This window comes from Prosthecochloris sp. (genome assembly GCA_015482705.2).
GTDB lineage: Bacteria > Bacteroidota > Chlorobiia > Chlorobiales > Chlorobiaceae > Prosthecochloris.
The window spans coordinates 30,624-45,661 of sequence record JADMLA020000019.1 but is presented as its reverse complement, the minus strand read 5'-3'; the positions used below and the strand labels follow the sequence as shown (position 1 = coordinate 45,661).

Sequence of the window (15,038 nt, the reverse complement as noted above, 5' to 3'; positions counted from 1 at the left end):
GACTTCAAGATTGTTTTCTTTACCGTAAAGGTATTAAAAAAAACGTTTTTTCCGGGAAACAGGTTGAGGTTCCTTTATAACTCTTTGACTATATGGGTTTGCAGTGTTTGGTTTATTTTCTATCTTCTCTCGCAAAAATCAACTGAATTCATTAATTATTTTTTAACAATTGCAACATCCATTTCAGGATGTTCAGCGAGAATAACTGGAGAAAACAGGCGATGGCAAAGGTTGCGATCATTGGTGCCGGATTCGCAGGGCATACTGCTGCAATGTATCTGGGAGATGCTGTAGGCAAGGAACATGAAATAACGGTTATACACAAGCTTGACTTTTTTGGTTTTGTCCCTTCATGGGTGTGGCTGGGCATAGATGCAGTAAAGCCTGAAGAAACCACTTTCAAGTTAAAGCCGATTTACGACCGGTTCAATGTCAATTTCATTCAGGGAAAAGTGACGTCGGTTCATCCTGACGAGAATTACGTTATTGTCGATCAGGCAAATGGAGGGGGTGAAGCGAGCGTCGAGTATGATTATCTCATAGTTGCCACCGGGGCCCATATGAATTATGCTGCGACGCCTGGTCTCGGCCCGGATAAAAATACTGAATCCATCTGTCATTTCGATACCGCCATCAAAGCTCGAAACGCTTATCTCGAGTTGGTCGAAAGGATGAAGCGGGGCGAAAAACAGCGCCTGGTCATCGGTACGGGTCACCCAATGGCTGCCTGTCAGGGTGCGGCTTTCGAGTATATCACCAACATACACACCGATCTTACACAGCGCGGTCTCAGGGATAAGGCCGAACTTGCCTATCTGAGCAATGAGCCGGCAATCGGAGATTTCGGCGTCGGTGGAATTAACGTTGTCAAACGTGGTGGAAGGATTGCCAGGGGCGGAGATCTCATAGAGGACCTTATGGATGAGTTCGGACTTGAAAAATCGGTTCGAAGAGGAGTCAAAGAGGTTGACGAGAAAAAAATCTACTGGGAGGATTTCGAAGGTAATTTCGGAGAGGATGAATACGATTTTGCCATGCTCATCCCGCAATCACGAGGCGTGACATTTCCCTTCTATGACAAGGAAGGAGAGGACATTTCCGCCAAAGTCACCAACCCGGGAGGATTTATTCTTGCCGATGGTATTTACGGGCTGAGCTATGATGAACTGGTGAGAACGCCTGATGCGTGGCCGGCAAACTACCAGAATCCGTTATATAAAAACATTTTTTCAGCAGGTATCGCTTTTGCGCCTCCCGGACCGATTTCAGTTCCACATACCACGAAGAACGGTTTGACCATTACTCCAGGTGCACCGAGAACAGGCATGATTTCCGGTGTTATCGGAAGAATCGTGGCTTTGAACATCATCGATCTGATCAAAGGTGGACGAATGACTCACCGTGAACGCATGTCGGAGATGCTTGCGGTCTGTATCGCATCGAACGGGAAGTCGCTTTGGAGCGGGCAGGCGACCACGATGATTATTTATCCAGTCGTCCCCGACCATACCCGTTATGATAACAAGGAAGGACGGGACCTCTTCGTTACCAGGGTTGAGCGCGGTCTTGCGGGTGCGTGGTTGAAGCAGATGGTAGAGACAACCTTTATGCACAAGTTCAGAGGCCGTATCGGCTGGCAGCTTATTCCGGAGTAACCATGAGCATTTTACAACACGTTAAACCTGAGGCGAACCATGAGACCGACAAAGTTTGATCGATTCAAGATGAAGAACAAAATATACCAGTTCTGGCGGTTTATTGTGCTGAACATCAAGATTCTCAAAGCGGTTGATCACAGTAAAAGAGCCTGATCGAGTATAGAAATACAAACCATCATTTCTATGAAACGCATAAGGGGAAAAGCCCCCTTATGCGTTTTTTTATTGCGTTCAACAATTGTTAAGTAATTGTTTTTTATGAGGATATACATACATTAACGTTGTGGGGACAGTTTGGTCTGTCAGTACGTAAACAAACACCGACCACAATGAATAATTTGTTGAAAGCCGGCATAAGCTCGGTTGTAATGTACCTCTTTGCTTTTTCACACCTTTCTGCAGAGACGTTTCACCCTCCCGTCGATTCCCTGTTGCTTTCGACAGCGGATCACACAAAGTTCGATGAACTCAAAAAAGAGTTCAAAAGCGGGCCTGAAGTCACGGAAGCCTGTTTGAAATGTCATACGGAAGCATCCAAACAGGTCCATCGAACCAAGCACTGGACATGGGAAGTGCTCATGAAAGATGGAAAAATGCTCGGAAAGCAGCATGTTGTCAACAACTTTTGCATATCCGTTGACAGTAACGAACCCCGGTGCACTTCTTGTCATATCGGTTATGGCTGGAAAGACCGGACATTCGATTTCACCAGCGAAAAAAATGTAGACTGCCTGGTTTGCCATGACGGTACCGGCACGTACAAGAAATTTCCTTCAGGAGCGGGGCATCCTCCCTACGAGGACAAGGTTTTTGGGGGTAAGACCCCGTTTAAAAAAGTCGATCTCTCCTATGTCGCGCAGCACGTTGCCAACCCGGATCGTCACAACTGCGGTATTTGCCATTTTGAGGGGGGGGGCGGTGATGCGGTAAAACACGGTGACCTCGACAATTCTTTGCTCGATCCTACGGAAACATTGGACGTTCATATGGCTTCCGGCAAGAATGAGCTCAATATGACCTGTACCGACTGTCACAAAACGGAAGGGCATCAGGTTCCGGGGAGCCGTTATGAACCGACGGCGAGGGATGTTCATGGTTTCGATTACCCGCTGCCTGACGATTATCCGACAACCTGTGCATCCTGTCACGGCGTCGATCCTCATCAAAATTACAAGAAACTCAATGATCACGTCGATAAGGTTGCCTGTCAAACCTGCCATATTCCCGCCATTGCAAAAGAACGGCCAACCAAGGTCTGGTGGGACTGGTCGAAAGCGGGAAAGCTTGATGAAGCGGGGCGCCCTCTGGTCAAAAAAGATTCTACAGGGCATGTTGTCTATCTCGGTAAGAAAGGCCTGTTCACATGGGCGAAGGACATCGAACCGGAGTACCGATGGTTCAACGGAGAGATGAATTATGTGACATTTCTTACCGAAATAAACGATTCCGGAGTTGTTGCCATCAATCATCCCGATGGTGAACCACGCGATACTCTTTCACGAATCTGGCCATTTAAAGTGCATAGGGGAAAGCAGCCATACGATCCTCAACTCAAGCGGTTCGTGAAACCAAAGTTATTCGGTCCGAAAGGAAGCGGAGCCTACTGGTCTGATTTCGACTGGGACAAATCGATTGCCGAAGGAATGGAATATGCCGGGCTCGAGTATAGTGGTACCTATGGTTTTGTGGAAACCGAAATGTATTGGCCGATTTCACACATGGTGTCTCCCAAAGAAGATGCCCTCAGCTGTGTGGAATGTCATTCCCGGGGGGGACGGCTTGAAAAGCTTGCAGGATTTTATCTGCCCGGCAGGGATGCCAACGGTTATGTCGAAATTCTCGGGTTACTGGTGATCGTTTCGTCTCTGGTTGGTATATCCATTCACGGTTTCATGAGGTTTGTTTCCAATAAACGCAGAGTGCAGGATGGTGAAGTATGAGAAAAGTCTATCTGTACGCAAGGTTTCAGCGGTTCTGGCACTGGATGCAGGCGTTGATCATTTTTTTATTGCTCGTAACCGGGCTCGAGGTTCACGGCCTTTTTCAACTCTTGGGCTATGAAACCGCGTTTCATGTGCATAACGCTTTGGCATGGGGGCTTGTAACGTTTATCGTGCTGGCATTTTTCTGGTACATCACCACGGGAGACTTCCGCCAGTACCTTACCGAAGGGAACATTCTCGACAAAATCTTCATGCAGATCCACTACTACATGATCGGTATTTTCAAAAACGAGCCACACCCGTTCAAGAAAAATGAAATATCCCGATTGAATCCGCTACAGCGAATAACCTACCTGATGCTGACCCTTGTCGGGCTGCCGTTACAGATTCTGTTCGGGTTCGCCTACTTCTACTTCAACGAGCTTGTCGCCCTCGGGATGAACCCCGATTGGATCGAGCCCATTGCGGTTATTCATACCCTGCTCGCTTACATGCTGATCGGCTTCGTCATCATGCATGTATACATGACCACCACCGGCCATACTCTCACCTCCAACATCAAAGCCATGGTTACGGGATGGGAAGAGGTTGACGAGTGAGGACGAGGGGAAAGTCAAAACTGAGAAGGCAACGGGCAAAAGGGCTGGCGTTGTTTTGCAGGAAGCTGTCTCATTAGTCCTGTAATTAATCTTTATGCAGTCATCCTCGGGCTTGACCCGGGGATCCATCTTCCAAAGAAAGTCGTTATGGATGCCGCATCGAGTGCGGCATGACTCTCTATCGGAAACGTCTGCATGGTGACCGATAGTCGTGAAGCAGTGCTTTTGAGAAAGCCTCTTTGCGTTAGGGCGAAAGGTTCTATTACCATCCAAAACTTCATACAGGCATAGGTATGAAGGAAATGCTCTCTGCCTGAATAGCCATCATGGTTGCAACCAATCTCGCAGTTCGACCGTTTCCTTCTCTGTAAAGAGGTAAAAAAAGTAGTTCCAGCAGATTGTTCTGCACCGTTCCATCGGAACCGGGTTCATACTCGTCCGTTTGGGATGCATGATATGTTATGCTGGCTTGCTTTTTCCCCATCCTGGTTGTGTCATCTACATTACAATTGCATGTTTAATGATACGTATTGTTATTCCTTAGAGAGTTACACGCATTGAATGCGGGGGTTACATTGTTGCCAAGCAGGTCTTCGTAGGTATGGTTTTTTAAGCTCATTGATACAATCCCAGTCGTCCTGCCTCGTCGTGGGTGATTTCCTTCCAGTCTTCTACATTGACCGGACAGGTACTGTTGAGGCTCGGCAATTCCCTCAGATCCAGGTACAGGCACACTTCGAGCGAAACGTCGAGACGCATGTCCATCAGCGCACCGATCTTGCATGCGACGCCCGTGCATCCGCCGAAAGTCTTCAGGCTCGCGGCATCTGATCGATGCCATTTGTTGTTCCTGCGGTACCCCAGGATGATTGCCTGAATCAGGTCCCATCGGTCGAACTTTCCATAATCCTGAATCCGGTTGATGCTGGAACGTGCAATGGTGAACAGCGGCTTGTCCCAGGTGATGATCATCCAGTCCTGGTAATCCTTCTTTTTTTCATCGATGTGCACGGTCGTGCAAAAGCTGTGTAACAGAACCTTCGGTATCATGTGCAGCCTCCTTGTTGTTTGATTTATCGAGCGAGTCGCAAAACCTGAAATGGTTTCAATTCTGGCAGGTGCATCAACATCGAAGCGTCATTCCGTTTTTCAGCCGAACAGAGTGTGTTATTGCGGTGGAAGATCGTCCGATGCCGCTAAGGCAATATAGCGCATATTCTTGCGTGTGGCACAAGAGTAATTGACCGCATCCTTTGAGCACCTATCGAAGGATGCATTCGTTCGATTGATGGGCCTGTAATTATGGTGTATATTAGGGTTTGTCTGCTATTCGCTTCATAAATTATTTCAAATTATCACCATGATTGGCAAAACAGTTTTGCTTTTGATCGTTATGCTTGCAGGAATCGCTGATTTCTGCTTGGCGAAATCTTCTCAAACTGCCGATTACAGCAGAGCGGAAGGAGAAGAATTCGTGTTCGCAAAAACTTTCCCTGGAGGAGAAAAATATGGCTACCAAGGATGGTCCAAACGGCCAACAACCTATAAGGGCGGTAAGCTTTCATATGATGAGTATGTCGGGCGAAAAGGGAAGATAGAGACCACAATTACGTTTGATCCCAGTCAGTCTCACTATATTAGTGAAAAGTCTAAATCTAAATTTCGCAAGGCTGTACTGGAAAACGGAGAGGTAGTCTATGTGCATCTTGTTTCCAATTCACTGCCTCATAATATTTACTTGACCGATGAAGTGAATCGGGCGCGATCTTTCATCGGTCAAAAAATATGGGTGAACAATACAAGAGTCGTTAGGCCTCAGGAGTTGATTACTTCAGATGAGAACCTATCATACCCGACATACAATACCGAGCCTTTGGCCGTCATTGATGTTTTTTTAGGGAAATATGGGCACGGCAGGGGTGCAGGGTCTTTCTCTATAAGAGTGAGAAAATCGTCAGGTGAAGAGGGCTTGATTAAATTTTACGACAGGTATTTTTACACTTCGAACCCGATTCCTCCAGGCTCGTCACAAAAGGTGCGCCAGGCCATCGAAAGACAGGAAGTTATCATGGGGATGACGGAAAAAGAGGCGGTGCTCTCTTGGGGAGAACCGGAAAAAGTCAATGAAAGTGTAGGATCCTGGGGAGTACGTGAGCAATGGGTATACGGGTATAGCTACCTCTATTTCAAAAATGGAAACCTGACAAGCTGGCAAACGACACACTGAAACGTTCAATGAGGGCCAAGCTTTCTGCCCGATAGTTTGGAGGTAACTACAGGATACCTCTTTCGTTCTGTGGTTTCAATTGCCGCGCCGATATCCCGGCAAGCGGGAAGACGTTACCGGTAAGATCGAGACTGACAGTGCTACCTTTGTTGTAGAACAAAAGCGATGCATTCTACATATTCATCGAGAATATTGGATTCCCGAATCTGGTTTAAATAGAAACTGTCAAACAGTCTGTTTTTATCGGGATGCTGCTCTTTCAACTGTTCTATCCTTTTCTCGATCGATCTATTGTTTGCTTCATTGTGTCGTCGAATATATTCTCTATTCGACTTCAATCGGGCAATGATTCGTAGCCCTGAATCCTTTATTGCCGAATAGAGCGCTTCTTCGGAAGAATACTCCTTCCCTTTGTATCTTCCATCGTGAAATGCCGTCTCGTAGATGATCGATCCATTCTCGTGTATCTTTTTTGAAAGAACCCGCAATGTTTTTGTGACTGAGCCAAAAGCATCGGAGTCATGACCATAAATGACAACATCGTACTTTCCAGGGGCGGCGACTGTCTCGCACATGTTTTCTTGTCTCAATACGACGGTTTCGGAGAGCTGATTTTCCCTGATTCTGTCATTTCCTTCTTTAATAAACTCGGGAATGATATCGATGCCAGTGTAGTTGCCTGGAAAAGTTTTGGCTAATTCGATGACAGTTGCTCCTTTTCCGCATCCCAAATCAATAATTTGACTGTCCTCCTTCAGTGCAACGTGTTGCTTCATGAGCTTAATGACGGCGTCCGGGTTTCCGCCCAGCGTCCATAAATCCTTGAGGATACGAGGAATAAATGGAGTGATATTCTCGTCTATGATATCCAAAGATGTGTTGAACTCTCTCTTTTTCATAGGTCCATGTGTACGGTCAAGCAAACAATTGGTCAATATAAACTTAAAAAGTTGTGTATGCCCATTATCCAATTATCGGGATAGGAAGATTTTACATTTCATTATTTCTTGAAATCTGTATACTTAATGGAGGTTGATAAAGATCCTGTCACCGGAACGGTCGGTGACCAGAACCTTTAATGTACTTTCCCTATGTCTCTTTCACGCAGGAAGTTCCTTATACGCTCGGTACAGTGTATTGTCGCCTGCGGGCTTTTTCCTGGTTTGTCGGCATGTGACGGAATAACCAGGGAAGAAGTGATGAACGATTCGGGTTATGATGAACTGGTATCCCTGATAGGCAGGGAGCGTACGGAGATTCTCCGGTATGCTTCTTTTGCTCCAAGCAGCCATAACGTCCAGCCTTGGACGGTTTCCATCAAAAGTCCCGATAACTGGGTTATCGGATCAGCCGAGGATCGCTGGCTCACGGAGGTCGATCCCCAAAATCGTGAAATGCTGCTTTCTATAGGAGCGTTTCTCGAGAATGTGGTGATTGCTGCGAAGGCGCACGGTTTTCAGGTGAACATTCGCTTGCTTGCGAGAAATCCTTTCGATCCCGAGCTGTTGTCAATCGAACTCCAGAACGCTCAAAGGATGGAATATCCTCTTCAGCGTCTCCTCGAACGCAGAACCGTACGAACCGTTTTCAAAGACGAAGATATCGATCCCCTGGATTTTTCTTTTCTCGCCGGTGGAGAAGAAAGTATTCATTATTACCCTCGGCACTCAACCCAGAGTACATGGCTCGATGAGGCCTCCGTGTCGGCAACCAAGCTGCAGATCGAACGAGAAAACGTACAGGAAGAACTATCACGATGGATACGATGGTCGGATGCAGAAGCTTGCAAGTATCGCAACGGTCTTACCCCGGAAGCCTTGGATATTACCGGGCTTGCCGGGTGGTATGTAAGAAATTTCTACGGTTCGAGGGACGTGCTGGGTAAAGACTTTCGGACGGCTACGGTTGAGCGTGTCAAGCGGCAGATTGCGCAAAGTGGTGGTTGGATCGTCGTTACGTCGGAAAATGACCGGATTTCCGCCCTTATAGAAACAGGCCGCTGTTTTGAGCGGATGTTTCTCAGTGCAAAAGACCGCTCTGTCGGTATACACCCTATGTCCCAGGTCCTTGAAGAGCCTCTCTTGTCGGAAAAGGCTGCAGAAATGTTGCGTTTGGACAAACCGCCCCAGTTTCTCCTGCGAGTCGGCTATCTAAAGGATTATCCCTCTCCAGTGAGTTTGAGGATGCCCCTTGATGGATTTACGACATTGAATGAGAACGGAAAAGAATAGGGCACCTGGCTTCGAACAGGTGCCTGGAAAGCAAATGAAAGAATGAGGAAGTCACTGTATTCCAGGTTTGATGATGATGAACTGATTCTTCGTGATGAGCTTGCCATCGATCGCACGTTGCTGGCCAACGAAAGAACACTGCTTGCTTATCTGCGATCGGGAGTTGCCTTGGTTATCGCTGGAATTTCCATTATGCATTTTGCCAACGAGATGTGGTTTTGGGCCGTTGGAGTAGCGTGTATACCGTTAGGCGCCGTTACAGGTATTGTCGGTGTGATACGATACCGCAGCATCGGCAAGTCGATCGACGCAGTGCGAAGGCAAACCAAACTACTGCAGTCGGAATAAAATACTTTTGATAGAGCGACATGGATGTTCAAAATTCCATAAACTTTCTTGACGCGTTGCGGAAAAACAACAATCGGGAATGGTTTCAGGCGAACAAGCCGTTCTATGACTCTGCCAGGGCTGACGTTGAGCAGCTTGTTGCGGTTCTGATTCCGGTTGTCAGGGAGATCGATCCCGAAGTCGATGTGGTCAGTCCTAAAGAGTGTCTGTTCAGGATATTTCGTGATGTGCGGTTTTCGAAAGACAAATCACCCTACAAGACCAACTTCGGTGCTTTTATCGCAAGGGGGGGCAGAAAAAGTCCGTATGCGGGATATTATCTGCATATAGAGCCTGGGGCGTCGTTTGTCGGGGGAGGTGCATATATGCCTGAATCTCGCTATCTCAAAGCGATCAGGTACGAGATTTTCGAAAACATCGACGAATATAAAGCCATCTTGGAAAGCGAGGGGTTTGGAAAATATTACGGGGGGATGTTCGGTGAAAAACTGAAAACAGCACCCAAAGGTTTTCCGAAAGATTTTCCCGATATCGATCTGCTCAAAAACAAACATTACGCCGTGACACACAGGGTTACAGATGATTTCTGGTTTTCTGCTTCTCTTGTCGATGATGTGGCGGAGATGTTCTCTGTTCTGTATGGTTTAAACAGGTTTCTCAATAATGCAATCGACAAGGTGCTTGTCGGAAGGAGCAATCATGAACTGGAATGAACTGTTGACAGAAGAGATCAAATCAACCTACGCAGTCACGAAAGGGCTGTTTGAACTGACCGATGATGAAATGCTGCAGTGGAAGCCAGCTACGGGAAGCAACTGGATGTCCACCGGTCAACTCCTTAAACACATCACTATTGCGTGTGGTGGAAGTATGCGCGGGTTTGTTACCGGCGACTGGGGCTTGCCTGAGGGAATCGATGTGGAAAGTCTGACCACCGAGGAGATGCTGGCTCCCGCTGAAACAATGCAGGCGATCGGGAGCGTATCTGAAGCGAAGAAGCTGTTGGAGGAAGACGAGCTGCTTGCGCTTTCCCTGGTATCGGAATGTAGTGAAGAGGATCTTGACACGAAACAAACAACAGCTCCCTGGGATCGAACCGAGGTGATACTCGGCCATCGCCTGCTTCAAATGGTCGATCACCTGAAAGTACACAAGGCACAGCTTTTTTATTACCTGAAACTTCAGAACAAAGCGGTCAATACCGGTAACCTTTGGGGGATGTAGAACTATCGGTAATCGTTCGGCATCGTTTTTGAAAGGAAATAACCATTGTAAATGAAGCTGGACAGTTTGATAGTTTGCTCCTGCTCTTGTCGCCATGTTTGCTTCATTGTTACCGATTACCATAGGTGTCGTTGCAGGTATCGGAGGCGTTACGTTCCATTGCAATGCATTCAGCACACATTATAATCAAACCTTTTTCCAATTCCTGTTGTTTGACTATGTATCTGAGACGCAATCAATCAGTCGCTCTGCTCAGAGTGACGAGAAACAGGAGGAGAAGAGAGATGAATATCGTTTTGTTGCTGCTATCGAGCTTTTTGCTTGCCGGTTGTTCGGTTCTGGGAAAACGGACAGCCGAAGAGGCGCAGTATACAGTGATGCAACGTGACGGGGTGTATGAGATTCGGCAATATCAGCCGATGATTCTTGCTGAAACGGAAATGGAAGGAGACTATCGATCAACAAGTGGGAAAACGTTCAGTAAACTGGCGGGTTTTATTTTCGGAGGCAACAAAGCGGATTCCAGTATCGACATGACAACACCGGTTATTCAGGAGCGGCGGAGTGAAGAAATTGCGATGACAGCTCCGGTAATGCAGCAAAAGTCCGGGGAAAAATGGGTGACGGCTTTTGTCATGCCACGAAAGTATACCATGGAAACCATCCCTAAGCCCCTTGATGAGGGGATTGTGCTGAGAGAGGTTCCGGAGAGGAAAGTCGCTACCATTCGCTATTCCGGCCTTCATTCCGAAAAAAATATTGAAAAATACTCGGAAAAACTCAATGAATGGATCAATCAAAACGGGTATCGTCCCGTGTCGGGGCCAAGGATGGCAAGCTTCGATCCTCCATGGACATTACCTTTTCTGAGGAGGAACGAGGTACATATCGATATTGAGTGATGCTCGGCAACCATTATTGTTGTCAGGCATGAGTATCGTGGGACGGGATGAGTGTGGTGAATATGGACGTCTGATTCTCGTGAGGCTGTCTCAGTTTTGTTTCTGAGACAGCCTCTTTTCGTGCGGGTGTTTCTTCACATGAACGTGTGATAGGTCTGTCCTGCAAAAACGATAAGGAAGCGAAGTATCAAACCGCCCATCAGCACGAGAACAGGAGCGACCTGGGGATACTTGATATGCACACCAACAGTTTCGAGGAACTCGAGGAACATGGGAACGATAAGCCCCAGCGCCACAAAACCTCCCCAGAACCACAGCATATACGACATACCTGCCAACTGGTGGTCACCTGCAATCAGGTGCATCATGGCTCCGCTGGTATTGGCCGGTCCGGTAATACCGCCGAGAACGAAAAGGCCGACAATGATCATCTCGATCCAGAGGGCGTTGGCGTCTATTTTGCTGTAGATGGGTTTTTCATGCTTTGGAGCGAAAAGAAGCATGAGCGCTGCCGCACTTGAAATACCGGAAACGAGAAACAGCATTCCCAGAATAGAGCTTGACCAGAGAGGACGGGCGTAGAAAAATGAGAGCAGAATACCGGTATAGATACCGATACCGATACCGATGTGTGCATTGAGAAGTGCAACGAGGGTAAGGTGGTCCTCGGTCCAGCTGATGAGTTTGTTGACGATCCCAATGTTCAGCTTACGCAGGAACTGCTTGTTGACCAGCATAGCCTGCAGTACGGCCATCGGGAAAAAAGCGATCAGTATCCAGCTCCCTGCAGACATGGGTGATGTAGGCTGGATGGTGGTGTAGAATGCCCACACATAGAATTTGTTCGCGAGATCGAGAAAAAGAAACAGCATACCGATACCGAGCAATATGGGGGAGAGAGCCGAGCCGAGCCTGACAGCCAGGCAAGGGCAGCCTTCTCCCTCATCCTGTGGACCGATGCCGAAATACCGTTTGGCTACGATCATCACAGCGGTGATGATGAGCAATCCTCCGGCAAGTCCGCCGAGAAAAAGGTAGATTGGAATATGCCATTCCCAAATGTGCAGGTGTGGAACCACATTCGGGTTCATTTTCGTCGATATGATTTCCGTCGTTGTTTCTGTCATGATTATGCTCCGGGTTTATTCCTTGCTGAAATCCAGTAGAGGCTCGGGTTAGTACCAGCATGCTCTTTTTGCTGGTAGACCTCCTTTCCGTTCATCATGTTCAATGCCTCTTCTTCGTGATTGTTCAGATCCACGAGGTTAAGGCTGGTCGTCGGGCAGACCGAGACGCATGCGGTTTCAAGGCCTTTGTCGAGCCTGTGTTTGCAGAGCGAGCATTTGTCTGCAAAGCCTTCAGGATGGACATAGCGCGCGTCATAAGGGCATGCGGCAAGACAGGCCTTGCAGCCGGTGCAGCGTGAGCGGTTGATCTGAACGGTTCCATCTTCGGAATAGTGTGATGCACCGGTTGGGCAGTAAATCACACAGGGTGCTTTTGCACAATGCTGGCAACGTTCCGAACGGTTTTCCATGCTGAGTCTGGGATAGGTGCCATTTGTTTCCTGCACGACCCAGTCCCGGCAATAGCCTTCCGGTATACTGTTTTCTGACTTGCATGCATAGACGCATGCAGAACAAGCGACACAGACTCGTGTGTCGATAACCATTCCGTAATTTTTTTTATCAGCCACAGGTTATGCCTCCTTGATAAAAGTCACAAAGTTGTTTTGAAAGCCTACGGCGCCGATACTTTGATCGATGTCTGCTTTTGAGATGAGCTGGTTATGGGACGCCCCTTTTCTGTAAGCCCATTTCAGCTTTTTATAATAGTGGCCGTAGCCGTGAACCATATATACCGAATCTTCTCTGATGCGTTCGGTAACCTTTACTTTTATGGGGAATTCCGAAACGATACCGGCCTGGTTTTTCAGGTGCACATACTCTCCGTGTGAAAGGGCATGCTTTTTGGCTATCCGGGGGTTGACCCAGATTTCGTTTTCTCTCGCCGTCGGCAGTTCATTCAGAAAACGATTGTTTGCGGTACGTCCGAACGTCAGCATCGGCTTGCGACCTGTCAGTATCCTGTAGTAACCCTGCGGAGGGTCGGGATGTTTGATGTACTTTGGAACTGCATCGAAACCAGCTGATTTCAACTGCGCAGAAGCAAGTTCTATTTTACCGCTCGGGGTTTTGAAGGATAATTTTTCATCGGGTTTTCGGTAGAGATTGGTTGGTTCACCGACGAGCACGCCTGTTTTTTCGACTTCTTCGAGTGAACTGCCGACTTTCTTCAGCCGCTTGTCGAGATAGGTTTCCACACTGTCTTCGAAAACACCGTGCAGGTCGAGTTTTTCAGCCATCATTCTTGCGATTTCATTGCCGGGCTTACTATCGAACATCGGCTCCACCACAGGCTGGCGCAGTGCTACAAACGGCGTCCGGTAAGGCCTTCCTCCATCGAGGTCATCATAGCGCTCCAGATAGGTGCATTCAGGAAGTACGATATCGGCATATCCGGTGACTTCCATCGGCAGCGTATCGACGGCAACCATGAAATCGAGTTTCTGCATCGCCTCGATTGCGGTTTTCCGTCCGAGGGTAATGGTTTCGGGAACGTTCACCCCATAGACAAACCAGGCTTTTATTTCTTCTTCGAGCGTCTGCTGAACAACCTCGTGGGAGGTAATGGAGTTTTCCGGTTTGGTTTGTACAAAGAACGGATACTTGCTCCAGACCTCTTTCTTGAAATGCGGATGCGGATGAGCTTCGGGTTTCGGCAGCTTGTATTTTTCATACTTGACAACACCGCCCGGCATTTTGTAGTTACCGGTCAATGCATTGAGTATCGCTATGGCGCGTACCCGTTGCGTTCCGTCGGCGTACCACTGTGTTCTTCGTCCTGGATGGACTGCTGCTGCCGGAGCGTAGCTCGCAAAAGTTCTTGCAATTTCACGGATTTCGTCTGCCGGAATATCGGTGATGCTTGCCGCTTTTTCAGGAGTCATCTGCTGGACTTCAGCCCAAAGCTCGTCAAATCCTACGGTGTTTTCCGTAACGAATTTCTTGTCGTAGAGGTCTTCGCTGATGAGAACGTTCATAAGAGCCTGCATCATGGCGATGTCCGTTCCTGGTTTTATCGGCAGCCATTTTTCGGCTTTTCCTGCAAGTGTCGAGAATCGGGGATCGAACACAACGATCTTGAGGCCGCGACGAATACCCTCCGAAATTTCCTGAACAGCGGTGTTGTGCATGTTTTCACCGTAATGTGTACCGAAAAAGAGCAGGTATTTACTGTTCATGATATCGATACCTTCAGGAGTGCCTGAGCCATGGCCGTAGGTCATGGTATAGCCTTGAAGACGTGGTCCACAGCAGAAGTCGTACGATGGCTTCGCAAATTTGTTCACGCCGAACGCCTTGAACATTTCCTTGAAAAAGGTGTACCCGTAACCATGATGGAGCATTGCGATGGATTCGGGGCCGTATTTTTCCTTTATCTGATAAAGCTTTTCGGCTGTGTAGGTGATGGCTTCATCCCATGAAGCTTTACGGAGGTTGCTTGTGCCCCCTTTTCGTTCTCTGATGAGCGGGTGGGCGAGCCTGTCGGGATCGTAAATCTGCCCGATGCCTCCTGTACCACGAGGACAGAGCTTTCCGTTGCTGAGCGGATGATGTTCCGAACCGGTGATTTTGTAGATTTTGCCATTACGTACGTGTGCTGCGATACCGCAACGCCAGAAACAGTGTTCGCAGAATGAATGAACAACTTTTTCCCTGTCGTCTTTCGCATAGGCAGTGTTTGTGCTAGACAATGCCTGCCCGACCTGACTAGAAATCGCAGCAGATCCAGCTAAAAACAGAGACGATATCTTTAAAAAATCTCTGCGGTTCAAATCATGAC

At 47.8% G+C, this 15,038-nt stretch carries 16 protein-coding genes; 9 read left to right on the top strand and 7 right to left on the bottom strand.

The genetic code is table 11. The annotated features are described in order from the left end of the window. Window positions 1-221: 221 nt before the first annotated feature. The 3 genes from QZ209_RS03735 to QZ209_RS03725 all read left to right on the top strand — a co-directional run bounded on the left by QZ209_RS03735 (window position 222) and on the right by QZ209_RS03725 (window position 4,200). The gene (locus QZ209_RS03735) at window positions 222-1,655 is read left to right on the top strand and encodes an FAD-dependent oxidoreductase (RefSeq protein WP_294344798.1); all 1,434 of its coding nucleotides are present in this window, start codon (window positions 222-224) and stop codon (window positions 1,653-1,655) included. A 371-nt stretch (window positions 1,656-2,026) separates the two neighbouring features. Then, on the top strand, window positions 2,027-3,598 hold the full coding sequence (locus QZ209_RS03730; protein WP_294344894.1) for a tetrathionate reductase family octaheme c-type cytochrome: 1,572 nt from the start codon (window positions 2,027-2,029) through the stop codon (window positions 3,596-3,598). Further along, a complete protein-coding gene (locus QZ209_RS03725; RefSeq protein ID WP_294344797.1) occupies window positions 3,595-4,200 on the top strand; it encodes a cytochrome b/b6 domain-containing protein in 606 nt (201 codons plus the stop codon). Before QZ209_RS03730 ends, QZ209_RS03725 begins: the two co-directional genes overlap by 4 nt. Window positions 4,201-4,292: 92 nt before the next feature. On the opposite strand, the gene QZ209_RS03720 is transcribed toward QZ209_RS03725, so the two are convergent. From QZ209_RS03720 to QZ209_RS03710, 3 genes are all read right to left on the bottom strand, one after another. Beyond that, window positions 4,293-4,469 carry a hypothetical protein gene (locus QZ209_RS03720; protein ID WP_294344796.1) on the bottom strand — a complete coding sequence of 59 codons (177 nt, stop codon included), beginning with the start codon at window positions 4,467-4,469 and terminating at the stop codon, window positions 4,293-4,295. A gap of 8 nt (window positions 4,470-4,477) precedes the next feature. After that, on the bottom strand, window positions 4,478-4,684 hold the full coding sequence (locus QZ209_RS03715) for a hypothetical protein (protein WP_294344795.1): 207 nt from the start codon (window positions 4,682-4,684) through the stop codon (window positions 4,478-4,480). A 131-nt stretch (window positions 4,685-4,815) separates the two neighbouring features. Continuing rightward, window positions 4,816-5,250, bottom strand: coding sequence for a hypothetical protein (locus QZ209_RS03710; RefSeq protein ID WP_294344793.1), 435 nt, complete (start codon window positions 5,248-5,250; stop codon window positions 4,816-4,818). A 310-nt stretch (window positions 5,251-5,560) separates the two neighbouring features. Here QZ209_RS03710 and QZ209_RS03705 point away from each other — a divergent pair, with 310 nt between their 5' ends. Next, window positions 5,561-6,427 (top strand): hypothetical protein, encoded by an 867-nt coding sequence (locus tag QZ209_RS03705; RefSeq protein ID WP_294344791.1) that lies wholly within the window; start codon window positions 5,561-5,563, stop codon window positions 6,425-6,427. Between the two features lie 140 nt (window positions 6,428-6,567). Here QZ209_RS03705 and QZ209_RS03700 read toward each other — a convergent pair whose 3' ends face one another. Next, window positions 6,568-7,326 carry a class I SAM-dependent methyltransferase gene (locus tag QZ209_RS03700; RefSeq protein WP_294344790.1) on the bottom strand — a complete coding sequence of 253 codons (759 nt, stop codon included), beginning with the start codon at window positions 7,324-7,326 and terminating at the stop codon, window positions 6,568-6,570. Window positions 7,327-7,518: 192 nt separating this feature from the next. Here QZ209_RS03700 and QZ209_RS03695 point away from each other — a divergent pair, with 192 nt between their 5' ends. The 5 genes from QZ209_RS03695 (at window position 7,519) to QZ209_RS03675 (ending at window position 11,132) form a co-directional block, all read left to right on the top strand. Then, entirely contained in the window at window positions 7,519-8,658 is a 1,140-nt protein-coding gene (locus QZ209_RS03695) for a hypothetical protein (RefSeq protein ID WP_294344788.1), read from the top strand. 42 nt (window positions 8,659-8,700) lie between these two features. Beyond that, the gene (locus tag QZ209_RS03690) at window positions 8,701-9,006 is read left to right on the top strand and encodes a DUF202 domain-containing protein (RefSeq protein ID WP_294344786.1); all 306 of its coding nucleotides are present in this window, start codon (window positions 8,701-8,703) and stop codon (window positions 9,004-9,006) included. A 20-nt stretch (window positions 9,007-9,026) separates the two neighbouring features. Then, window positions 9,027-9,719 (top strand): DUF2461 domain-containing protein, encoded by a 693-nt coding sequence (locus QZ209_RS03685; RefSeq protein ID WP_294344785.1) that lies wholly within the window; start codon window positions 9,027-9,029, stop codon window positions 9,717-9,719. Next, a complete protein-coding gene (locus QZ209_RS03680) occupies window positions 9,706-10,230 on the top strand; it encodes a DinB family protein (protein ID WP_294344784.1) in 525 nt (174 codons plus the stop codon). Before QZ209_RS03685 ends, QZ209_RS03680 begins: the two co-directional genes overlap by 14 nt. A gap of 284 nt (window positions 10,231-10,514) precedes the next feature. Continuing rightward, entirely contained in the window at window positions 10,515-11,132 is a 618-nt protein-coding gene (locus tag QZ209_RS03675; protein WP_294344782.1) for a heme-binding protein, read from the top strand. A gap of 134 nt (window positions 11,133-11,266) precedes the next feature. Here the strand turns inward: QZ209_RS03675 and nrfD are convergent, their stop codons facing one another. From nrfD to QZ209_RS03660, 3 genes are read right to left on the bottom strand one after another with little or no spacing between them, the layout of a single operon-like run. Next, the gene (gene nrfD / locus QZ209_RS03670) at window positions 11,267-12,259 is read right to left on the bottom strand and encodes an NrfD/PsrC family molybdoenzyme membrane anchor subunit (protein ID WP_294344780.1); all 993 of its coding nucleotides are present in this window, start codon (window positions 12,257-12,259) and stop codon (window positions 11,267-11,269) included. A 2-nt stretch (window positions 12,260-12,261) separates the two neighbouring features. Then, window positions 12,262-12,828: a 4Fe-4S dicluster domain-containing protein gene (locus tag QZ209_RS03665; RefSeq protein ID WP_294344779.1), complete on the bottom strand. Its 567-nt coding sequence runs from the start codon at window positions 12,826-12,828 to the stop codon at window positions 12,262-12,264. A 3-nt stretch (window positions 12,829-12,831) separates the two neighbouring features. After that, entirely contained in the window at window positions 12,832-14,949 is a 2,118-nt protein-coding gene (locus QZ209_RS03660; protein WP_294344778.1) for a molybdopterin-dependent oxidoreductase, read from the bottom strand. Window positions 14,950-15,038 lie beyond the last annotated feature (89 nt).